This window comes from Paenarthrobacter sp. YIM B13468, assembly GCF_042788025.1.
Lineage (GTDB): Bacteria > Actinomycetota > Actinomycetes > Actinomycetales > Micrococcaceae > Arthrobacter > Arthrobacter aromaticivorans.
Genome location: NZ_JBHZPI010000010.1, coordinates 1 through 21996, shown reverse-complemented (window position 1 = coordinate 21996; position 21996 = coordinate 1). Strand labels below are relative to the sequence as shown.

Sequence of the window (21996 nt, the reverse complement as noted above, 5' to 3'; positions counted from 1 at the left end):
CGAGGGGCGCAGAACGGGCCTCACAACGTTAAGCTCGAGTAGCGAACCAGCCCACCAGCCCACCCCAAAGGATCACACAGTGCACGTGCTCATCGTCGAGGATGACGACGCCATGGCGTCGGCCTTGAGTGCTGCCGTTGCATCCGCCGGCCACAAAGCCACAAGAGTGTCCCGTGGCGAAGACGCACTCCTGGGGCATCGGCACCACGAAGTGATCCTGCTCGATCTGGGACTGCCGGACCTGGACGGCTTGGATGTCCTACGGAAACTGCGCCAGGTAACCCAGGTCCCCATCCTGATCCTGACTGCGCGCGACGACGAGCGCAGTGTGGTCCTGGGCCTTCGATCCGGGGCCGACGACTATCTGGTCAAGCCTGTGAAGCTCGTGGAATTGCTGGCCAGGATCGAAGCGGTGACACGTCGGGCCAACCGTGCTGGGCAGGCTCCACCGCACAGCATCGTGGTGGGAAACGTCAGCGTGGACCTCGACCGCCGGACAGCAGCTGTTGGCGAAAGGGAACTCTCCCTGACCGCAACAGAGTTCGAACTCCTCAGCCTCCTGGCAAGGCACGCAGGATCCGTAGTGACAAGGGAACAGATCCTCGATGCCCTCTGGGGTGACGCTTTCCTCGCAAATTCCCGGTCCTTGGATGTGCACCTCACGGGCCTGCGGTCCAAGCTCCAACTTCCCGGCTTCATCATCAACGTCCGCGGGGTCGGTTACCGCGTCGAGCAGCCGTGAAAATCCGTGTCCTGGCCATCCTGAGCGTGATCTCAGTGCTCATAGTGGTCACCGTGTCCAGCGTGATCCTGACATCGGCCGGCAGGGAGCTCACCCAGGAACTCCAGATCAACCGCGTCACGTCATTGAACCGGTTTGCCCAGCTCGCCAATGACGCTTCGTCGGACAACGACACCACCCAGCTGCAACGCGAAATGGATCGCTATTCCGAGCTCTACGGTGAGGGCATCCTGGTCCGGCTCCAGCAGCAGACAGTGCGCTCAGGGGACCTGCGCGAGGACCGCGCCGAAGTCCGTGACGCCCTGAACCGGGCCAGTTTGAACCTCAGCGACACCACGCTCAGCCCGATCAGGCCCTTCGGATCCGGCACGGAGGTTATCTCGAGGTCCTTCGGCACAGCCAGCCAGGTGCTCGGGGAGGCGGTCCTTGAAGTCAATCCCGAAGCGGCCCGGGAGAAGCTACGGGAGCGGTGGCTCGTCGTCGGGCTTGCGGCGGTTGCGCTCGGGGCGCTCCTCCTGTTGGCAGCGGCCCGCATCACCGGCTGGGTCCTGCGGCCGGTCCATCGACTGAGCCTCGCCGTCCACGAACTTGAGACGACGGGCAAGACGAGCCACCTTCCCGACGCCGGTCCGCCCGAGTTGCGGGAGCTGAGCCGCTCGTTCACCGCAATGGCCAACACAGTGACCGAGAGCATCGATTCGCAGCGCCAACTGATCGCCGACACCTCGCACGAACTACGGAACCCGGTGGGTGCCTTGCGGCTCCGGATCGATCTGCTGCAACTGGCACTGAAGTCGGAGCCCGAGAAAGCCGCCGCGGCAGGCGTGGTTGCTGAGCTTGAGCGTGTGGAGGCAATTCTCGACGGCGTGCTGAAGCTGGCTACGGCGGAACACCGCGCTTTCGAGGGATCGGCGCGCGCGGACCAAGAAGCAGTACACAAACACCATTCGGTGATCGACCCGTTCCCAATCCTGCAAGGAGAGGTGGAGCGGGCGATGCCGGCTGCTGAACGCGCGGGTTCCGTGATCACGCTCGCGCAGCCGGAGCAATCGCTCCACCTCGCCTGCAATCCGGACGAGCTAGCGCATATGGTGGGTGAACTGCTGACCAACGCCATCAAGTACGCCCCTGGCTCCCGGATCACGGTGGCAACGAACCAAACAAAAGGAGGGCTCGCCGTCGTGGTTTCCGACGACGGCCCTGGGCTTTCCGCTGAGCAGCGCACCGCCTCCACAACGCGGTTTTGGCGGGCGCCGCAGCACAGCAAGATCTCCGGGAACGGCTTGGGCATGACGATCGTGGACCGACTGGCGCAGGCGAATGACGCTGAGCTTGTGCTGGAAGGAAGACATCCGCACGGATTGACGGCAAGACTTGAATTCCGGCAGCCGTCCGGAGGCAAGGATGGATAGCCGGATCATGCCAAGGCGGGTTGCGCTCAGGGCCGGTCTGTCAGTTGGATTGGCGGGCCTTTTGCTGCCGGTATCGACCGCTTGCACTCCTGACGAGATGCCGCAAAGGCTGACGGTCGCCGGCGGTGAACCAGGCGGCTTCTATCTGGAGTTCGCAACGTTGTTCGCGGAGTTGCTCCAACGCGAGGGTGTGGCCCAAACCGCCGTGCCGCTGACCACCGGAGGAAGCCTGGAGAACATCCGGCGGGTGTTGTCAGGCGAGGCGACGTTCGCCGTCGCCCTTGCGGATGCAGCTGCCCAGGCTGCGGCCACCCCGCAGCCTGGCGGGAATCTTGTGGCGCTCGGAAAGGTGTACCAAAACTACGTCCACTGCATCGTGCGGGAGGACAGCGGTCTTCGCTCCTTCGCCGATCTCGCCGGGAAGACGGCCGGTGTTGGCGAGGTGGGCTCCGGAACATCGTTGACCGTTCCCCGCATCATCTCCGCAGCCCCGGCTGACATGGGCCTCAAGCAAGTGAATCTCGGGCTGAACCAGGGGCTCGCAGCCCTCCGGGACGGCTCCATTGATGCCCTCTTCTGGTCTGGCGGCGTGCCAACCGCTGCCATCGCGTCCACTGCCAATGAGGTTGGTCTCCGGTTGATCGACTTGTCCGAGCACATCAAGGCCATGCGCGAGCAGTATGGCGTTTTCTACGATCGCGTCCTGATCCCCGCCAAGAGCTACGGGGACGCAGCTGCCACGTGGACCGTGGGCGTGGCCAACCTGCTCCTTTGCCGCAGCGACCTCGCCGATCACGTGGTTTCGGAGACCGTGGAACTGCTGGTGGAACGGGCTCAGGACCTGGTCCCGAAGACGAGCACGGGCGTGCAGTTCCTCAGCCCCGAGACCCTCATCAACACCGCTGGCGTGCCCCTTCACCCAGCCGCCAAGGCAACGTACCGCCGCCTGCACGGCTAAGGCCGCTGCCAGAATCTGCCGGCAGCGAGGCAACTGGCAAGATGGAAGGCATGACTTCAGCCGTTGCCCCTGCCATTGCCCTGACCATCGCCGGCTCCGAAGCGACCGGTGGCGCCGGTGCCCAGGCCGACCTCAAGACCTTCCAGGAACTGGGAGTTTTCGGCATCGCGAACCTCACGTGCATCGTTTCCTTCGACCCACTGGACAACTGGAACCACCGCTTCGTGGCAGTGGACCAGCAGGTTATTGCTGACCAGTTGGAAGCCACGACGGCGGCCTACGGTCCCGTTTCCGGCGCACCATCTGCCCTGGACACCGTGAAGATCGGCATGCTCGGCAGCCCGGCAACCATCAGCACGGTGGAGAAGGCGTTGGCCGATGGCTCTTTCGCGAACGTGGTCCTTGACCCGGTCCTGATCTGCAAGGGACAGGAGCCCGGCCACGCCTTGGACACCGACAAGGCCTTGAAAGCGCAGATCCTGCCGCTGGCCACCTTCGTCACCCCCAACCACTTTGAGGCTGAGTCCCTGTCCGGGCTGACCATCACTGACGAAGAGTCATTGAAGGACGCTGCCATCCGCATCCATGAGATCAGCGGCGCAGTAGTCCTCGCCAAAGGTGGGGTGCGGCTGGAAGGCCCTGACGCCGTCGACGTTTACTACGACGGCGAAACGCTGGAAGTCCTGCGCAGTCCCAAGGTTGGCGACGTCGCTGTGTCCGGTGCCGGCTGCTCCCTGGCCGCGGCGGTGACCGCTGAGTTGGCCAAGGGCGCCACGCCACTGGAAGCTGCCCGCACCGCCAAGGCGTTCGTGACGGCCGGGATCAAGAACCGGGTATCCTCGGGCGCTCCGTTTGATGCCCTGTGGCAGGGCGGATCCCGCTAGCTAGCGGGAGACCTTGCCCATGATCGAGGCGACCGGGCGCAGGAACAGCGGGCGAGCCAGGAACCAAGCGGCCGCCGTAAAGACGATTGAGGCAGCGAAAATGCCGAAGCCCCACCAGCTGTAATCGTTGTTCGAGGCGTACATGTGGTTCAGGTTGTTCAGCGCACCCGTGGCCAAGACCAACGTGACGTGGACGATCACGAACGCCACAAAGTAGATCATCACCGGGAAGTGGATCTGGCGGGCGAGTTCGATCGGGTAGAACTTATTGATCGCTGCCTTCTTCGGCCACGCACCGGACATCCGAAGGCCGGTAATGATGGCCAGCGGGGCGGCGATGAAGACGGTGACAAAGTAGGTCAGCAGCTGCAGGCTGTTGTAGTTGTTCCAGCCGTTCTCAATGGGCCAGTTCAGCGAGGCGTACTGCAGCGCTGCGGACAGCGCGTTGGGGAAGACGTCCCAGTTGGTGGGGATGATCCGCAGCCACTGGCCGGTAGCAAACAGCAGGACGATGAAGATGATGCCGTTCAACACCCACAAGGCATCCAGCGTGAGGTGGAACCAGAGATCCAGGCTGATCTTGGACGGCGCATTCTTGGTCTTGATGAAGCCCTTGTTGTTCCGGGTCCAGTAAGCCGGCGGCCTTGTGGTGGTCCGGACCTGCCAGCCGGAGCGGATGATCAGAACCAGGAAGAACATGTTGAGGAAGTGCTGCCAGCCGAGCCATGCCGGGAAGCCTGTGGGGGTGCCCTCGGGGATCGCTGAGTGTCCAGGGTAGTCCACCAGGAACTGTTGAACGGGTTGCAGCGTCCGGAGCCACTGGGCGATGAGCACCAGGACCAACGCCACCACCAACGCTACGGCGGTAACGACGACGGGTTTGAACCACCTGTTCGACGTGATCCCGGACGACTTGCTTGAAACGGACATCAGGCCGCGTTCCTCTCTGGCTTTGTTTGGCGTGCGACCAGTTGGCGCTCTCTCATAGCGATTCAACCAGTTGCAGCGCGACGGTAAAAACGGCACCCGGGTTTCGGGGCGTTTGACGTCAAAAATCGCAGCATTCGGATACATACCGCAACACATATTTCTAGAACAAGCTTCTAAGATTGTTTCCTTTAGTTGATTGATGGTCAAGGGGTTTGAATGCTTTAAGTCGGGGCTTGGTGAAGGTACGATTCCAGAAAGAAGCCCGACGACCCTCCGGCAAACTGCATGTCGCGGCGAAGGGAGCACCCTTGGTTCGGAAAACATCCAACGCGGCAGTCCATGCTGGCTCGTGGCAATGGAGCCGGACAGCCGCCACCCGAAGGAACCTCCTGGATGCGGCCAAGGAAGTTTTCTGCGAACACGGCTTCACCGATGCCAGCATTTCGGACGTCGTAGCCCGCTCCGGGTCAAGTGTCGGCAGCCTGTATCACCACTTCGGGGGCAAGACCGAACTGTTCCTGGCCCTCTGGGATGATTATCAAAACGAGCATGAAAGGCTCGTCGCCGCGGCTGTAGCAAAGGCCAGGAAGTCAGGCGAGAACGATCCGTTGGCACTCTTCAACGTGGGCAGCCGTAGCTACTTCGACTACACCTGGACGCACCGCGCATTGGAGCGGGTGTTCATCGAGGGCGACACTCCCCCGGGGTTCGAGGTACTGCGGCGTGAACGTGGACGCGAGTGGGTTCGGCAAAACTCCGTGCTGCTGGGCGCCAGCGATGACACTCTGGGCAAGCTCACGGTCGCGGTCATCACGGACATCATTACTCTCGCCGGACAGGAGGTCGCCTTGAGTTCGTCCAAACGGCAGGCGGACGACGTCGTTGAGGCTGCGGCGGTGCTGGTGGGGCGGCTGATTCAATAGCCAACGCTCTCTCACATCCCGGCCGGTTCCGGCGGTTCCTCTCTCACATCCCGGCGGGTTCCGGCGGTTCCTCTCTCACATCCCGGCGGGTTCCGGCTGTTCCTCTTGCACATCCTGCCCCTCAGCGCGGATCAGCAACCCAACCCGTGAACAACGGCATGTCGGTTTCAACGTGCACAATCTCGTAATGGAACGGGTGGTCGAGGATGATTTCACGATCTGCAATGAGGGCGCTTGCGGCATCCCCGTTGAGCTGGGTCACCGCGGATGCGATGGTTCCCTTTTCGGCAACGGTAATGTTGGCTGCTTGTGCCGCTTGAGTAAGTTGCATTCCCTGTTGGATCGCATCGAAATCGGACTGTGTCGCCAGTGTTTTCCTGAGGCCGAGTGTTTCGAAGACCTTCCGCAGTTCAAAGGTCGTCTTGTGGTCCCATTTGGGTAGGCTGATTTGGACCATGTCCAGCGGTGCGTTTTCCAAGCGTCGGGTAACGTCAGATAGCACCTCCGCTGAAACGCCAACTGCACCGGCGACACCCGGCGTACCGCCGTCGGGCAGTACCAGCCTCATCACGAAACCTTCGGCGTACGGGAGGTCAACGGCTTTCCAGCCCGCTCCTTCGGCGTACGCCATGCTGATGCCTCCGTGCATAGTGGGAACGGAGACGACTTCCCCGCCGGCCTTGCGGAAGGGCTGGTCCGACGTGTCGTTCGGGTCGAAGGGCGTTTGCCAAGCCGCGGCGAAGTAGAGCGCGTTGAGCAAGCTGAAGGTGTTGTCGGGATCGTACTGCGCAGGTGCTTCCTTGATCCTGCCACCCGTGTTGCTGCTGACCCATTGGTCAATGGCAGGTTTGGTCACGGCCTCATCCTGGAAGGACACCGGGTACACACCCGTGCCATAGTGCTTGGCGAGCGTGGCCAGAAAGTCCTTTCCGGTGGGGATGCCTTTGTCGACGAACAGGCCGTTGACTGCGTGCATGACAGGTTTGCGCGGCGGGTCGTCCTCGTCCACGCTGCCGGGGTCACCGTCATATTTTTCCAGCGCAGCGAGTACCGCGTTCATCGCTTCGTCGCGACCGTCGATGGGCAAAGCCAGGGCCGAATCCATCTCAGCGGCAGATTCTCCGGATGCTCCGGCTCGCAGCATACTGAGCGCGATCAACAGGCTCGCGGGCGACGAAACAACATTTCCATTTGCGGCATCCTCTCCGTCCGCGAGCAGTGTAGCGCCGAGCTTGCGCGCAGAGGCATTCAGCGCCTCGCGTTGGGCAGCGTAATCCGTCGCTTGGACCGAAACCCGCGTAACGCCGTCGGCCTTCAAGAGCCCGACGTCGGCTGGTTGCGGCGCGCAGGCACTGATTGTCGCCGATCCGCTCGCCAACATGGCTGCCGCTACTACCGCGACCACTTTCCGAACTCGATACATGCCGATCCCCCCATTTGATCTTCTCCTCACATGCTGCACGCTTTGCCTTCGGAACTCACGCGATCTGAGAGAGGGATGGCCAAATGTGGCCGGAATGTGAGCGAGCATCACGGAAAAGCAGGTGGGAAGTGAACGAGCATCGGGGGAATACGGTCAGGATGTGAGAGAGGGTCGGGTCAGCGGGCGGAGTGGGCGGCCAGAAAGCTGTACACCTCGGTTTCGTCCACGCCGGGGAACGCGCCGGGAGGCATGGCAGCCAGCAGGTGCGAATGGGCCCGTGCCGACGGCCAGGCGTTGCCGGCCCACTCGTTCGCAAGCGAGGCAGGTGGCCGCTTGCAGCAGTTCGGGTCCGGGCAGGTAGAAGTAGCACGGGCCGTGGTCTCGCGCCCACGGAACCATTTCACGTGCTGGTACGGCACCCCAATACTCAAAGAAAATTCACCCGCAGCCGAGCGCTCGGTCCGGGCTGTGCACCAGTAAGTACCCGAAGGCGTGTCCGTGTACTGGCTGTATGCGCTGAACTTGTCCGGCACGTCGAACACCGCCCGCGACGTCCAGGCCTTGCACGACGGCTGCCCCTCGATTGCGCCGGTGTGGTCCTGTGGGAAGGTCACGCCGTCGTTCTCGTAGGCCTTGTAGATGATGCCGGACTGGTGTGTCTTCTGGAAGTGCGTGGTGATGCCCAGGTGCTTCGTGGCGAGGTTGGTGAAGCGGTGCGCGGCGGTTTCGTAGGACACAGCAAAGGCATCGCGAATGTCCTCCACGGCGATTTCCTTCGCGGCCTTCGCTTTTTGGAGGAACTCAACCGTGGCCTGCTCCGGAAGCAACAGCGCGGCCGCGAAATAGTTGGTGGCCACTCGTTGTGCCAGGAAATCGCCGTAGTTCCGCGGAGTTTCGTGCCCCAGGACATAGTGGCCGAGCGCCTGCAGAAGCACCGAACGGGGGTCGTGGTCCTGGCGTTGGTTCTGCGTCAGATAAATTCTGCGGTTCTTCAAATCGGTCACAGACCGGGTGGAATGGGGCAAATCACCCACATGGTGCAGGGTGAAACCGAGGTTCTCCGCGATGTCCGCGATGACGTGCTGGCTGAGCGGGCCGGTGGTGTAGCCCACCCCTTTGAGGACCTTCTGCGCCTCCGCCTCATACTCCGGGAAATAGTTACCGCGCTCGCGCATCATGGCACGCAACTCGCCGTTCGCGCGGCGGGCTTCTTCCGGCGTCGCGACCTGCTCGTTAAGTTTGCGTTCGAGCTCCTGAAGCAACCCCACCTGGGACTCCAGCACATCCAGCGGAAGCCGCGAGCTGATGCGGATTTTCGGCAGGTTCAGGGACTCGTACAGGGGTCCACGCTGGTACCGTTCCAGCTCGATTTCCAGGGCCGCGCGGCGGCTGGGCGGCTCGGCCCCCAACAGCTGATCGATGCTCACGCTGAGGGCCGCCGCGAGTTGCTGAAGCAGCCCCAATTTGGGTTCGCGCTTACCGTTTTCGATCAGGCTGAGCTGACTCGGCGCGGTCCCGACGGCGGCACTCAAGTCATCCAGCGTCAGGCCGGCCTGCTTGCGCAGGTGGCGCACGCGGCGGCCAAGGCTAATGACGTCCAGTTCAGGGGACGTTGTGGAGGACGACGGCGGCGCGACTTCGCGATTCCAGCTCACAGGCGACATTTCTTGAGAATACGCGAAGAAGTGCATTTCTTTCCATAGTTTTCCTCTAGAAAGCCTGTTGTAAGTGCAGAAAAGTAGGTCTTACGAAAAAGAAATACAGACCCCGGGTAAGCCGGCCGATGCAGCAAAGGCGCAGCGGAGGCCGGCCCGGGAGCCCTTGGATATTAGGAGACATGCAATGACCGCATCATTTGAACCAGCAGAATCCGCACAGACTGCAGAGCAGCAGGCAGCAGCGCTGGAACTTGAATGGTCCGCCAACCCGCGTTGGGAAGGCGTCACCCGTGATTACTCGGCCACCGACGTCGTCCGCCTCCGCGGTCGCGTCTCTGAAGAGCACACACTGGCCCGCCGCGGTTCGGAGAAGCTCTGGAAGCAGCTCACCGAGGAAGCACCCAACGGGGGCTACAGCAACGCTCTCGGCGCACTGACCGGCAACCAGGCCGTGCAGCAGGTCAAGGCCGGACTCCGCGCCATCTACCTTTCCGGGTGGCAGGTTGCCGCTGACGCGAACCTCTCCGGCCACACCTACCCGGACCAGTCCCTGTACCCGGCCAACTCGGTACCCCAAGTTGTCCGCCGCATCAACAACGCCCTGCTCCGCGCAGACCAGATCGAATACGCCGAGGGCGTCAAGACCGTTGAAGACTGGCTGGTCCCGATCGTCGCCGACGCCGAGGCCGGCTTCGGTGGCCCGCTGAACGCCTACGAACTCATGAAGTCCATGATCACCGCAGGTGCCTCGGGTGTTCACTGGGAAGACCAGCTCGCTTCGGAAAAGAAGTGTGGTCACCTGGGCGGCAAGGTCCTGATCCCCACCCAGCAGCACATCCGGACCCTCAACGCAGCCCGCCTGGCAGCCGACGTCGCCGGTACCCCGACCGTCGTCATCGCCCGCACCGACGCCGAAGCAGCAACGCTAATCACCTCCGATGTTGACGAGCGCGACCAGGAATTCATCACCGGTGAGCGCACTGCTGAGGGCTTCTACAAGGTCCGCAACGGCATCGAACCCTGCATCGCCCGCGCCAAGGCCTACGCACCGTACTCCGACCTGATCTGGATGGAGACCGGCACCCCGGACCTGGAGCTTGCCCGCAAGTTCGCCGAATCGGTCAAGGCCGAATTCCCGGACCAGATGCTTTCCTACAACTGCTCCCCGTCCTTCAACTGGCGCAAGCACCTGGACGACACCACCATCGCCAAGTTCCAGCGCGAGCTCGGCGCCATGGGCTTCACGTTCCAGTTCATCACCCTGGCCGGATTCCACGCCCTGAACTACTCGATGTTCGACCTCGCCCACGGTTACGCCCGCGAAGGCATGAGCGCCTACGTCGAGCTCCAGGAAAAGGAATTCGCCTCCGAAGCCCGCGGCTACACCGCCACCAAGCACCAGCGCGAAGTCGGCACCGGCTACTTCGACGACATCGCCACCGCGCTCAACCCGAACGCATCCACCCTCGCTCTGGTCGGATCGACCGAAGAGGGCCAATTCCACTAACCACACCCGCCCAAGGTGAGCTGTTCGCTTCGCTCACCGGAAGGCACGACGCCGGCACTCACCGAGCGTAACCGCAGCGGCTTGGAGGGGAAACCCGGAAGCGTGCGTAAAAGGGGCCCTGTCCCGGACACCGGCCGAGCCCCGCGAGGCCATGTGGCCGGGATGGGGAATAGCACGCGGAGGGTCTCCCCTCCAAGCCCACCCGCTCAGCCGAGTGCCGCCGTCGAACATTTTCTTAGGAGATTTGAAATGAACAGCTTCACCGACAACTTCACTATTAATGGCATCACGTTGACCGCGCAGCCCATCTCGCGGCAGAACGAGGTCCTCACTCCCGACGCACTTGAGTTCGTCGGCAAGCTTCACCGGGCCGTTGCTGATCGTCGTCAGGAGCTGATGCAGGCACGGCACGCACGGCGCAATCAGATTTCCAGTGGCCAGGATCCGCGGTTCCTCCCCGAGACCGAGGCCATCCGCAACGACCCGAGCTGGCGTGTTGCTCCCCCGGCCCCGGGCCTGGAGGACCGCCGCGTGGAGATCACGGGACCGGTGGATAAGAAGATGACCATCAACGCCCTGAACTCCGGCGCCAAGGTATGGCTGGCCGACATGGAAGACTCCTCCACCCCGACGTGGCGCAACGTCATCCAGGGCCAGCTGAACCTGACCGACGCACTGGAACGCCGCATCGATTTCACCTCCCCCGAAGGCAAGGAATACAAGCTCAAGCCGGCCGGAGACCTGCCCACCATTGTGGTCCGTCCCCGCGGCTGGCACCTGCCCGAGAAGCACATGCTGATCGACGGCAAGCCCATCGCCGGCGGCATCGTGGACTTCGGGCTGTTCTTCTTCCACAACGCCCGCCGCTTGCTCGCCCAGGGTAAGGGCCCGTACTTCTACCTGCCCAAGATCGAAAACCACCTCGAAGCCCGCCTGTGGAACGACATCTTCGTCCTGGCCCAGGACCTGCTCGGCATCCCGCAAGGCACCATCCGCGCCACCGTGCTGATCGAAACCATCACCGCAGCGTTCGAGATGGAAGAGATCCTGTACGAACTCCGGGATCACGCCTCCGGTTTGAACGCCGGCCGGTGGGACTACATCTTCTCCCTGATCAAGAACTTCCGCACCCGCGGACCGCGCTTCGTGCTCCCGGACCGCGGCCAGGTGACCATGACCCAGCCGTTCATGCGGGCCTACACCGAACAACTCGTCCGGGCCTGCCACCGCCGCGGCGCCATGGCGATCGGTGGTATGGCCGCGGCTGTCCCGAACCGCAAGGACGAAGCCGCCAACACCGCCTCGTTCGAGAAAGTCCGCGCCGATAAGACCCGCGAAGCCAACGACGGCTTCGACGGCTCCTGGGTTGCCCACCCGGACCTCGTACCCGTGTGCCGCGAAGTGTTCGACTCCGTGCTCGGCGACAGGCCGAACCAGCTGGACCGCAGCCGCGAGGACGTCACCCCGGATGACCGCGCACTGATCGACATCGCCAGCACCGAAGGCACCATCACCGAGGCCGGCGTCCGCCTGAACATCGAGGTAGGCATCCGCTACATCGAGTCCTGGCTCCGCGGCAACGGCGCCGTCGCCATCCACAACCTCATGGAAGACGCCGCAACCGCCGAGATCTCCCGGTCCCAGCTCTGGCAATGGATCCACTCCCACGCCATCACCGATCACGGCGAGATCATCAGCCGTGAATGGGTCCAGGACATGCTGGACGAGGAATACGCCCGACTGGAACGCTTCGACGGAGACCGCTTCGCTGACGCCCGCGCCATCTTCGAAGAAGTCACCCTGGCCGAGGAATTCCCCACCTTCCTGACAATCCCGGCCTACGCCCGTTTCCTCACCGAGGCCCGTGAAGAGGCCACGGAGGAGGAACTCGTCGCCGCCTAGCTGAACTGGTCAGCGACAAACCAAGCCCCGACGCTGGGCTGCCTGCACTCTTCGCAACAAGTGACCCCGATGGTCGGGGAGGCAGCCCAGCAGCGGGGTTTCTCCATGCCACCGCGGGCCCGGAATGCGACCGGCCTCGCACCGATTCGATGGCCAGCTTCACACAAGACGCTTCCTACCGTCTAATGCGCAGCGCACCCCCGAATCGGGTAGGGAAGGACAACGCCGACGGCGGCGCTCACTTACCCCTGTCGGGCCACCCAGCGCACGGACAACGTAACGCACACACAGAACGCGAGCACCGAACCGAGGATCACCAGCAGCGGCACGGTCCAGCCCTCGGACACGCCATGGACGTAGCCGATGACGGTTGGCGCCAGCGCTGCAACCAGGTAGCCCACGCCTTGGACGACGGCGGACATCTTCCCTGCCGAGGCTTGGTCCCTGGCGAACTTGATGATGGCGATGAACACCACCGTGATGCCGCCACCCTGCGCAATGCCTCCCATGGAAGACCACATCCACCACAAATCAGGCGCCAGGAGCAAGCCCACGGGAACCGTCAGCCATAGCGCACTCAAGGTGACGGCCACCGTCGTCGTGCTGGCGAAGCGGGCCAGGAGCGGTACACCCAGCCCGCCCACAATCGCGAAGATCTGGAACAGTGAGGAGCCTGCGCCGGCCTCGGCGGCGCCCATGCCGAGTTCGTCGGACAGGAAGCTCGGCAGCCACGCTGTGACCCCGTAATAGGAGAACGCTTGACCGGCGAAGCCAAGTGTCAGGCCTGCCGTCAACCAGCCAACTCCTGCAACCGCAGTGGACGCGGAGCGGTCGGGCGCAGGAACTGCGGCTGGAACCAAGGCTCGCTGGAATCCGACAGTCGGTATCCAGAACAAGATGGCTGCCAGCGCCAGGAGAGCACTCGCCGCCAGGGAGAGCCGCCAGCCCACCAGTTCCGCGAGCGGTGCAGTAGCCACGGACGTGAGGAACGATCCGATGTTCAGGGCTGCGGTGTACACGCCCATCGCTGTAGCTTGGCGCCGTGGAGCGAAGTCCCTGCGGATGATGAGCGGCACGGCGATATTGCCGATCGTAATAGCCACACCGATGATGACTGTCCCCACCAGGACCGGCACGCCACCGCCGCTGGACCGGATCACGACGCCGGCCAGTACGCCGAGCAGCGTGAGCATGACGGCAAATTCGGCACCGAGCCGCCGCCCGGCCAGCGACGCCAACGGCGAGGCGAGCGAAAAACAGAGCACGGGGATACCAGTCAGCAGACCCAGTTCAACAGGCGAAAATCCGAGATCGGCCTGCAGCGAATCCACCACTGGGGCCACTGCCACGAACGGCCCACGCATGTTGAGCGCGATCAGGCCGATGCAGGCGAGGATCAACCATCCCCGGGGAACTTTGGCGAGGAACTGGCTCATGGGTTGCGCTGGAAGGTGGCGGGAAACGTTTTCATCACCTTCATTGCTATCACGCCGCCACCGGCCATCCGGTCACAAACGGCGCCTATCCCGCTGCTTGGAGCGTGGCTTCAATCACTGCCGGTGAGAGCACGTACTGCGTCACCATCTGGCTGGCGCCCAGGATTGCAGCGCGATCACCAGCCATGGAAATACCGATCCGCAAGTGAGTGGTGGCCAACGGCAGCGAACGCCGGTACACAACTTCGCGAATGCCGGCAACCAGGTGTTCGCCAGCCTCTCCCACACTGCCGCCGATGACGATCATGGACGGATTGAGCAGGTTGACCACGGTGGCCAGCACATCGCCAACGTCCCGTCCCGCCTGCCGGAGGGCCTGGATGGCCTGCAAATTTCCCTCGGCTACCAGCCGGAGGACATCAGCTCCCGTTGCCGCTTCGAGACCTTGCGCCTTGAGTTGGCGGGCGACGGCGGGACCTGAGGCGAGCGCTTCCAGGCAGCCGTAGTTGCCGCAACGGCAGAGGACGTCGTCGCCGCGGGGCACGCGCACGTGGCCGAGGTCCCCGGCGGTGCCGTTGGCGCCGCGCTGCAGCTGGCCGCTGCTGATGATGCCTGCGCCGATGCCTGTAGCGACCTTGATGAACAGGAAATTCTCGTGGTCGGGCCAGTATGCGGTGCGTTCGCCGAGCGCCATGATGTTGACGTCGTTGTCCACTAGAACTGGAACGGGCAGCGAGCGCTGGACGTAGGGAACGACGTCGAATCCGTCCCAGCCCGGCATGATGGGTGGCTTGACCGGCCGTCCGGTGGCGTGTTCCACGGGTCCGGGCAGTCCGATGCCAATGCCTGCAAGGTCGCCGGGTTCGCGCCCGGCTTCGGTGAGCAGCTCGCGCCCGGCTTTGATGACCTGGCCAAGCACGATGTCCGGGCCCTCGGCGACTTCCTGCGTCAGCCTGCGTTCGGCGAGGACGCTTCCACCGAGGTCGGTGACGGCGACAATCACGTGGGTGGCTCCGACGTCGACCGCCAGGACGACGCGGGCGGCGGGGTTGAAGGCAAAGCGCGACGGCGGCCTGCCGCCACTGGATGTGGCCTCCCCGGCAGGCCCCACGAGGCCGGATCCGATCAGGGCGTCGATCCGCGAAGCGACGGTGGAGCGGGCGAGTCCTGTGGTGAGGGCAAGTTCAGCGCGGGTCCTTGCTTGGCCGTCCCGGAGGAGCTGGAAGAGGTCCCCGGCACGAGAAAGGTTACCGGCATCCTGCGCGGGGGCGTCTTTTACGCCTTGGTGTCCGGGTGCTGAGGTCATGCAATTAGTGAAGCACGATTGCTTTTGCGTGTCATGCAGCAGAAGCTTGTCGGCAATATTTCAACTTTTGCTTGACGCTCGACAAAAGTCCCCCTAGGTTGTGAGGAGCAGCACATCACCCCCTTGGATGCCGGAAATCAACGGCATCAATTTGCCTCCACCCACAACGACGAGGAGAGACAGTGTCATATTCGATCCAGCTCTACACGGTCCGAAAGGCCCTTGAAGAGGATCTGGCGGGAACCATCCAGCGCTTGGCCGACATCGGATTCACCATGGTTGAGCCATACCGCTTCGTTGCCAAGGCCGACGAACTCAAGCGGGCATTGACGGAGAACAACCTCACCGCCCCGTCCGGCCACGCTCCCTTGCTCAGCGATGACCAGGACGCAATCTTTACCGCTGCGCAGCAGCTGGGCATCGGTACTGTCATTGACCCGCATGTCCCGATCGAGCGCTGGAACACCATCGAAGACATCAAAGCAACCGCGGAACAGCTCAATGCGGCCGCCGCCAAGGGAGCCGAATACGGTGTCCGCGTCGGTTATCACAACCACTGGTGGGAAGTTGAATCCGTCATTGACGGCAAAACGGCAATCGAACATCTGGCCGACCACCTCAACCCCGAGGTCGTCCTGGAATTGGACACGTATTGGGTAGCAGTAGGTGGCCAGAACCCCGCCGAGCTCTTGGCACGGCTTGGTGACCGCGTCAAGTTCATTCACATCAAGGACGGTCCCGTGACCTCGGACCCGTCGAGCCAGCTCGCCGTTGGTGCCGGCCAGATGCCTATTTGGGACGTGTTGGGCGCCGCCGGCTCCCTTGAGGCAGCGGTGGTGGAACTGGACGACTTCCAAGGCGACATGTTCGACGCCGTGGAAGACAGCTACAACTACCTCAGCGCCGGGAAGGTGTCCGCATGAGTAACGCAGCAGGAATGGCCGTTGGTTCCCTGACGTCCGGCCCGGTGGGTTCAGGCCCCGTGGGCGTAGGCATCATCGGCGCAGGTGTCATCAGCAAGCAGTATCTGGACAACCTCACAAGCTTCCCCGATGTTCGCGTTGTGGCGATCGGTGACTTGTTCGAAGAGGCCGCAGCCACCCGCGCCAACGAGTACGGCATCCCCGTGCACGGTGGCATTGATGCTGTCCTCGGCCACCCGGAGGTGGAGATTGTCATCAACCTGACCATCCCCGCTGCCCACGTGGAAGTCGCTACACAGGCTGTCAACGCAGGCAAGCACGTGTGGAGCGAAAAGCCATTCTCGCTGGACCGTGAAAGTGGCCTTGGCTTGCTCAAGGCAGCCGACGCCGCCGGCGTCAGGTTGGGTTGTGCTCCGGACACGTTCCTCGGCGCCGGCCTCCAAACTGCCCGCCGCATGATCGAACGCGGCGACATCGGCACTCCGCTGACGGCACTGACCCTGATGCAGTCCCCGGGTCCTGAATCCTGGCACCCGAACCCCGCGTTCCTGTTCCAGGACGGCGCCGGCCCTCTGTTCGACATCGGCCCCTACTACCTGACAACGCTCGTGCAAACCTTTGGCAGCATCCGCAAGGTAGGCGCTTTCGGTTCCAAGTCCCGGGAGACACGTGTGATCGGCTCGGGTCCCAAGGCCGGCGAGACGTTCGAGGTCACAGTCCCTACTCACGTCAGCTCCATCCTGGAGTTCGAGAACGGTGAATCTGCGCAGAGCATCTTCAGCTTCGATTCCCCGCTCAAACGCGCAGGGTTTGTGGAGATCACCGGTTCCGAAGCCACCATCGCTTTGCCGGACCCGAACAACTTCGACGGCGACATCAGGATTTGTGCGCTCGGTTCCGACGACTGGACAACCGTCCCTTCAGTTGGCTCAACTGCCAGCCGTGGAGCCGGTGTCCTGGAGATGGCCCGCGCCATCCGTGAGGGCCGGCCACACCGTGCCCAGGGTGAACTTGCGTTCCACATCCTGGACACTATGGCCTCCATCGCAGAATCAATCGACAACCGGGCCTTTGTGGATGTGGAAAGTTCTGCAACACAGGTCCCTGCGCTGCCCGAGGATTGGGATCCCACAGCAGCAACGCTCTCAGCCTAGTTTCAGCCAGCACCAGCTCGACGACGAGAAAACCGGAGCATCATGAAGAATCCCATGAAAGTCCTATCGGCAGTTGCCGCGACAGCAGCTTTGGCACTGGGTCTCAGCGCCTGCGGTGGCGGCGGTAGCAGCCCACAAGCAAGCAGCGACACCATCACCTACTGGGCATCGGACCAAGGCAACAGCCTGGACGACACTGCAGCCAAGCTGAAGCCCACGCTGGATCGTTTTACGGAAAAAACCGGAGTAAAGGTACAGCTGGAAGTCATCAGCTGGACTGACCTCTACAACCGCATTCTTACCGCAGTTACCAGTGGCGACGGCCCGGACGTCCTCAACATCGGCAACACGTGGGCCGTGACCCTCCAGGAGACGGGCGCTTTCGAGCCCGTGGAAGGTGAACTGCTGGAGGCCGTTGGTGGCAAGGACCGCTTCCTGAAGACCAGCTGGTCCACCGGTGGCGCAGAGGGCAAGACCCCCACGTCTGTGCCGCTCTACGGCTTGGCCTACAACATGTATTACAACACCAAGCTGTTCAAGGAAGCCGGCATCGAGAAGGCCCCCACAACTTGGGACGAGTTTGTGGCCGATGCCAAGAAGCTCACCAAGGACACCAACGGAGATGGCAAGCCCGATCAGTGGGGCTTCACCGCAGCCGGTGCATCCGTTTCCGCCAACTCGCACCAAGCGTTCGTTCGGGGCCTGCAAAACGGCGGCACCTTGTTCGACGGTGACGGAAAGCCCACGTTCGACAGCGATCCGCAGGTAGAGGGCGTCAAGCAGTTCGTGGACCTGATGGCCACGGACAAGGTGATGTCGCCGTCGGACGCTGAACTGAGCCAAGGCAGCCAGAAGGTGGACAACCTCATCAACGGCAAGGCCGCCATGATGTTTGACCAGAGCCCGCTGAAGAACTTCGCTGCTCGCGACTTCAAGGACTGGGGTGTAGCCCCGATCCCCATGATGACCGCCGGAGCTACCGGTGACCGCGGCACCCAGAGCCACGTGGCCGGTATCAACCTCAGCGTCTTCAAGAACAGCGACAACAAGGCAAATGCCATCAAGCTGGCCGGGTTCCTGACCAGCGACGAAGAGCAGATCGCCCTCAACAAGGCCTATTCCTCCCTGCCGGTAGTCACCGCGGCGTCGAGCGATGCCGCCTTCCAGACCGAAGAGGTCAAGGCCAAGAATGACGCCCTGTCCAACCACTCCCTGCCCATGCCGCTGATCGCCAAGGAGGGTCAGATGGAGACCCTCACCGGCACGGCAATCAAGAACCTCTTTGCCAAAGCGGCAACGGGAACTGTTTCCGAAGACGACATCCGGGCGGCCCTCAAGGACGCCAATAACCAGATGGCCGCGGCCCAGTAACCAGGCCCAGTGAGCGGGGACGCCACCATAAAGTGGTGTCCCCGCTCCGGCAAAGGAGTTTCCATGTCCCATTCAGCATTGGACAGCGGCCCCGCCGCTGCAGGCAGCACCGCTGCCGTTGATCCCGAGCCCGGGAAACCACGGGCCGCAAGCACACCGCCGGTACGTAAACGGCGTCGCTCATTCCTCCCCTACGGCTTGATCCTTCCGGCTGCGATCCTTGAACTCCTGATCCACATCGGCCCGATGCTCCTTGGGATCTGGATCGCGTTCATCTCCCTGACGCAGCTCAACCTCACCAACTGGCTCAACGCACCGTTCGTAGGGCTACAGAACTTCATCAACGGGCTCAACCCGGAAAGCACCATCGGCCAGGCTTTCTTCAGCACGGTTGGCCGCACGCTGGGCTACACCATCCTGGTTGTCGGCTTCTCCTGGGTGCTCGGCATGGCAGGCGCAGTTTTCCTCTCCTCCAATTTCAAGGGACGTGCTCTTCTTCGCACGTTCTTCCTGGTCCCCTACGCACTCCCGGCCTATGTAGGAACCATTGCCTGGGCCTTCATGTTCAACCAGCGCGATGGTGCCGTGAACCAAATCCTGGTGGACACGCTTCACCTCTTCGGCGACGAACGCCCCTTCTGGTTGCTGGGCGGGAACTCCTTCGGAGCCATGGTGATCGTAAACGTGTGGCAGCTGTGGCCTTTTGCGTTCCTTATGCTCATGGCGGCCCTGCAGAACGTTCCCACCGACGTCTACGAGGCAGCGGCCATTGATGGCGCCACACTCTGGCAGCAGTTCCGTCGCATCACGTTGCCCATGGTCCGTCCGGCCAATGGGGTCCTGCTCATGGTGATGTCGCTGTGGACCTTCAACCAGTTCAACGTCCCCTTTGTCCTGTTCGGAGCCACTTCCCCCAAGGAAGCCACCCTTATTTCCCCACTGATCTACCAAAACTCCTTCGGCAGTTGGAACTTCGGCCTGGGCGGCGCAATGAGCGTGTTGCTGCTGATCGCATTGTTCATTGCCTCCGTCTTCTACATCCGCATGGTGCTGCCCAAGGGAGCCGACAATGATTGAGACACGCAACTTCCGGATCCTCAGGAACGTGGTCCTGACCATCCTGTCCCTCTGGGTAGCGGTCCCGCTCTTCGTGGTGGTCTCCACCTCGCTGAAACCCCTCAAGGATGTCTCCGGGCTCTTCCAGTGGATCCCCCGCGAAATCACGGCGTCACCCTACCTGGACATCTGGAGCACGGTTCCGCTGGCCAAGTATTTCCAGAACAGCCTCATTATCACCGTCTGCGCTACAGCATGCTCAGTGACAGTGGCCGTCCTTGCTGCCTACGCCATTGCGCGGCTGCAGTTCAAGGGAAAGCGTGCTTTCAGCCTGACTGTCCTATCCACCCAGATGTTCCCCGGAATCCTGTTCCTCCTGCCGCTTTACTTGATCTTCACGCAGATCCGTAACATGACCGGCCTGCAGCTTCAGGGCTCCTACCTCGGGCTGATCATCACGTACATGACATTCACTTTGCCCTTCGCCATCTGGATGCTCAGCGGCTACTTCGCCTCGATTCCGAAGGAACTGGAAGAGGCTTCGATGATCGATGGCACCGGCAGGATGGGAGCACTGTTCCGTGTGATCCTCCCTGTTGCCAAGCCTGGCATCATCACAGTTGCCGTGTATTCATTCATCTCCGCATGGGGCGAGGTTTTGTTCGCATCTGTGCTGACCAACGAGGCCACAAAAACACTGTCCTTGGGGCTCAAGGCCTACGCCAGCGAATCGGATGTGTTTTGGAACCAACTCATGGCTGCTTCGGTGGTGGTCAGCCTGCCCGTCTTGATCGGATTCATCCTGGTGCAAAAACACTTGGTGGCGGGTCTGTCATCCGGGGCAGTTAAGTAGGTTCACTGTTAATAGACCGCAACCGACAGTACGAGCAACACCGAGGAACACCGGGCGATCACCGGGAAGGAAGCCATGTCCTATTCACTCCAGCTGTACACCCTCCGCAACGCCATCCAGGAGGACCTGCCTGGAACCATCAGGAGGGTCGCCGAGATCGGCTTCACGCAGGTGGAGCCTTACAACTTCGTGGCCACCGCTGCCGAACTCGGCAAGGCCTTGAAGGAAAACGGCCTCACCGCCCCATCCGGCCATGCGCCGCTCTTGAGCCAGGACCAGGACGAGATCTTCGCGGCCGCTAAGGAACTGGGGATCACCACCGTGATTGATCCTTTCCTCCCTGCGGAACACTGGCAGGACGCAGAGACCATCCAGTCCACGGCCGCGGCTCTGAATGCGGCAGCGAAGAAGGGCGCCGAGTACGGCATCCGCGTTGGTTACCACAACCACGCGTGGGAGCTGGAGTCCACCATCGAAGGCAAGACTGCCTTGGAGTACTTCGAGGGACTGCTGGATCCGGAACTCGTCCTTGAGGTGGACACGTATTGGGCTGCTGTCGGCGGCCAGGACCCGGTTGAATTGCTGGCCCGCTTGGGTGACCGGGTGAAGTTCATCCACATCAAGGACGGTCCGGCCACCACGGACACCAAGGCCCAGCAGCCCGCGGGCCAGGGATCGATTCCGGTGCTGGACGTGATCGCTGCCGCCAAGTCCCTGGAAGTTGGCGTGGTGGAGTTCGATGACTACTCCGGCGATATCTTCGAGGGCATCACCGAGAGCCTGAGGTATCTGACGGCCGCGGCAAGCGTTCAGGCAGCCGAGGGAACTGTTTCCGAGGAGGCAGGGGCATGAGCTTCACTCCGTCAAACCGCAAGGGTCCCGTAGGCATCGCCTTTATCGGTGCGGGCAACATCAGCAAGCAATACCTGGACAACCTCACCACCTTCCCGGACGTGAAGGTCCTGGTCATCGCGGACCTGTTCGAGGAGGCAGCCAAGGCACGTGCCGAGGAATACGGCATCCCCGAGTGGGGCGGCGTAGACAAGGCACTGAACCATCCCGACGTCGAAATCATCGTGAACCTGACCATCCCGGCAGCGCACGTCGAGGTTGCAACCGCTGCGGTCAACGCGGGCAAACACGTCTGGACGGAGAAGCCGTTCTCCCTGGACCGGGAATCTGGACTGGGGCTGCTCAAAACGGCAGATACCGCGGGCATTCGCCTCGGAACGGCGCCGGACACCTTCCTCGGTGCGGGCCTGCAAACCGCCCGGCGCATCATCGAACGCGGAGACATCGGCACCCCGTTGACCGGGATGACCACATTCCAGACGCCGGGCCCCGAGTCCTGGCACCCGAACCCTGCGTTCTTGTTCCAGCACGGTGCGGGCCCCCTGTTCGACATGGGCCCGTACTACCTCACCACTCTGGTCCAGACCTTCGGCTCGGTGCGTAAGGTAGCCGCCGTCGGCTCCTCCGCAAAGGCGACCCGGATCATTGGTTCCGGTCCGAAGGCCGGGGAGGAGTTCGCCGTCGAGGTCCCCACACACGTCTCCGC

General features: G+C 62.6%; 19 protein-coding genes. 14 read left to right on the top strand and 5 right to left on the bottom strand.

The features are described from left to right. Window positions 1-79 precede the first annotated feature (79 nt). Genes ACFX4T_RS11170 through ACFX4T_RS11155 form a run of 4 tightly spaced genes read left to right on the top strand, consistent with a single transcriptional unit; the run spans window position 80 to window position 3996 of the window. Window positions 80-742, top strand: a complete 663-nt coding sequence (locus ACFX4T_RS11170; protein WP_377651860.1) for a response regulator transcription factor — start codon at window positions 80-82, stop codon at window positions 740-742. Beyond that, window positions 739-2154 carry an ATP-binding protein gene (locus tag ACFX4T_RS11165; RefSeq protein ID WP_377651859.1) on the top strand — a complete coding sequence of 472 codons (1416 nt, stop codon included), beginning with the start codon at window positions 739-741 and terminating at the stop codon, window positions 2152-2154. Before ACFX4T_RS11170 ends, ACFX4T_RS11165 begins: the two co-directional genes overlap by 4 nt. 7 nt (window positions 2155-2161) lie before the next feature. Next, window positions 2162-3112 (top strand): TAXI family TRAP transporter solute-binding subunit, encoded by a 951-nt coding sequence (locus ACFX4T_RS11160; protein WP_377651858.1) that lies wholly within the window; start codon window positions 2162-2164, stop codon window positions 3110-3112. A gap of 50 nt (window positions 3113-3162) precedes the next feature. Then, entirely contained in the window at window positions 3163-3996 is an 834-nt protein-coding gene (locus tag ACFX4T_RS11155) for a hydroxymethylpyrimidine/phosphomethylpyrimidine kinase (protein ID WP_377651857.1), read from the top strand. On the opposite strand, the gene ACFX4T_RS11150 is transcribed toward ACFX4T_RS11155, so the two are convergent. After that, entirely contained in the window at window positions 3997-4926 is a 930-nt protein-coding gene (locus ACFX4T_RS11150; RefSeq protein ID WP_377651855.1) for a cytochrome b/b6 domain-containing protein, read from the bottom strand. A 308-nt stretch (window positions 4927-5234) separates the two neighbouring features. On the opposite strand from ACFX4T_RS11150, the gene ACFX4T_RS11145 reads away from it, so the two are divergent. Further along, the gene (locus ACFX4T_RS11145; protein ID WP_377651853.1) at window positions 5235-5849 is read left to right on the top strand and encodes a TetR/AcrR family transcriptional regulator; all 615 of its coding nucleotides are present in this window, start codon (window positions 5235-5237) and stop codon (window positions 5847-5849) included. A 121-nt stretch (window positions 5850-5970) separates the two neighbouring features. On the opposite strand, the gene ACFX4T_RS11140 is transcribed toward ACFX4T_RS11145, so the two are convergent. Next, a complete protein-coding gene (locus tag ACFX4T_RS11140; protein WP_377651851.1) occupies window positions 5971-7272 on the bottom strand; it encodes a serpin family protein in 1302 nt (433 codons plus the stop codon). 176 nt (window positions 7273-7448) lie between these two features. Next, window positions 7449-8963 carry a helix-turn-helix domain-containing protein gene (locus tag ACFX4T_RS11135; RefSeq protein WP_377651849.1) on the bottom strand — a complete coding sequence of 505 codons (1515 nt, stop codon included), beginning with the start codon at window positions 8961-8963 and terminating at the stop codon, window positions 7449-7451. Window positions 8964-9114: 151 nt separating this feature from the next. Between ACFX4T_RS11135 and aceA the strand changes: the two genes are divergently transcribed. Together aceA and aceB are read left to right on the top strand one after the other, a co-directional pair. Then, window positions 9115-10437 carry an isocitrate lyase gene (aceA, locus tag ACFX4T_RS11130; RefSeq protein WP_377651848.1) on the top strand — a complete coding sequence of 441 codons (1323 nt, stop codon included), beginning with the start codon at window positions 9115-9117 and terminating at the stop codon, window positions 10435-10437. 249 nt (window positions 10438-10686) lie between these two features. Beyond that, window positions 10687-12339 (top strand): malate synthase A, encoded by a 1653-nt coding sequence (aceB, locus tag ACFX4T_RS11125; protein WP_377651847.1) that lies wholly within the window; start codon window positions 10687-10689, stop codon window positions 12337-12339. Window positions 12340-12581: 242 nt separating this feature from the next. On the opposite strand, the gene ACFX4T_RS11120 is transcribed toward aceB, so the two are convergent. Both ACFX4T_RS11120 and ACFX4T_RS11115 read right to left on the bottom strand, forming a co-directional pair. Next, a complete protein-coding gene (locus tag ACFX4T_RS11120; protein ID WP_377651845.1) occupies window positions 12582-13775 on the bottom strand; it encodes a CynX/NimT family MFS transporter in 1194 nt (397 codons plus the stop codon). Window positions 13776-13860: 85 nt separating this feature from the next. After that, the gene (locus ACFX4T_RS11115; RefSeq protein ID WP_377651844.1) at window positions 13861-15081 is read right to left on the bottom strand and encodes an ROK family protein; all 1221 of its coding nucleotides are present in this window, start codon (window positions 15079-15081) and stop codon (window positions 13861-13863) included. 182 nt (window positions 15082-15263) lie between these two features. Here ACFX4T_RS11115 and ACFX4T_RS11110 point away from each other — a divergent pair, with 182 nt between their 5' ends. The 7 genes from ACFX4T_RS11110 to ACFX4T_RS11080 all read left to right on the top strand — a co-directional run. Then, window positions 15264-16004, top strand: coding sequence for a sugar phosphate isomerase/epimerase (locus tag ACFX4T_RS11110; RefSeq protein WP_223947902.1), 741 nt, complete (start codon window positions 15264-15266; stop codon window positions 16002-16004). Then, window positions 16001-17158 carry a Gfo/Idh/MocA family protein gene (locus tag ACFX4T_RS11105; RefSeq protein ID WP_377651843.1) on the top strand — a complete coding sequence of 386 codons (1158 nt, stop codon included), beginning with the start codon at window positions 16001-16003 and terminating at the stop codon, window positions 17156-17158. The genes ACFX4T_RS11110 and ACFX4T_RS11105 overlap by 4 nt, the downstream gene beginning before the upstream one ends. Window positions 17159-17200: 42 nt before the next feature. Then, on the top strand, window positions 17201-18529 hold the full coding sequence (locus tag ACFX4T_RS11100) for a sugar ABC transporter substrate-binding protein (protein ID WP_254185943.1): 1329 nt from the start codon (window positions 17201-17203) through the stop codon (window positions 18527-18529). Between the two features lie 63 nt (window positions 18530-18592). Continuing rightward, window positions 18593-19606, top strand: coding sequence for a carbohydrate ABC transporter permease (locus tag ACFX4T_RS11095; protein ID WP_377651842.1), 1014 nt, complete (start codon window positions 18593-18595; stop codon window positions 19604-19606). Further along, complete coding sequence (locus ACFX4T_RS11090; protein WP_377651841.1) at window positions 19599-20438, top strand: carbohydrate ABC transporter permease; 840 nt, start codon at window positions 19599-19601, stop codon at window positions 20436-20438. The genes ACFX4T_RS11095 and ACFX4T_RS11090 overlap by 8 nt, the downstream gene beginning before the upstream one ends. A gap of 75 nt (window positions 20439-20513) precedes the next feature. Next, a complete protein-coding gene (locus ACFX4T_RS11085) occupies window positions 20514-21290 on the top strand; it encodes a sugar phosphate isomerase/epimerase family protein (RefSeq protein WP_377651840.1) in 777 nt (258 codons plus the stop codon). Further along, window positions 21287-21996, top strand: a 710-nt coding sequence (locus ACFX4T_RS11080; protein WP_377651839.1) for a Gfo/Idh/MocA family protein, incomplete at its 3' end; no start/stop codon positions are given. The genes ACFX4T_RS11085 and ACFX4T_RS11080, both read left to right, overlap by 4 nt.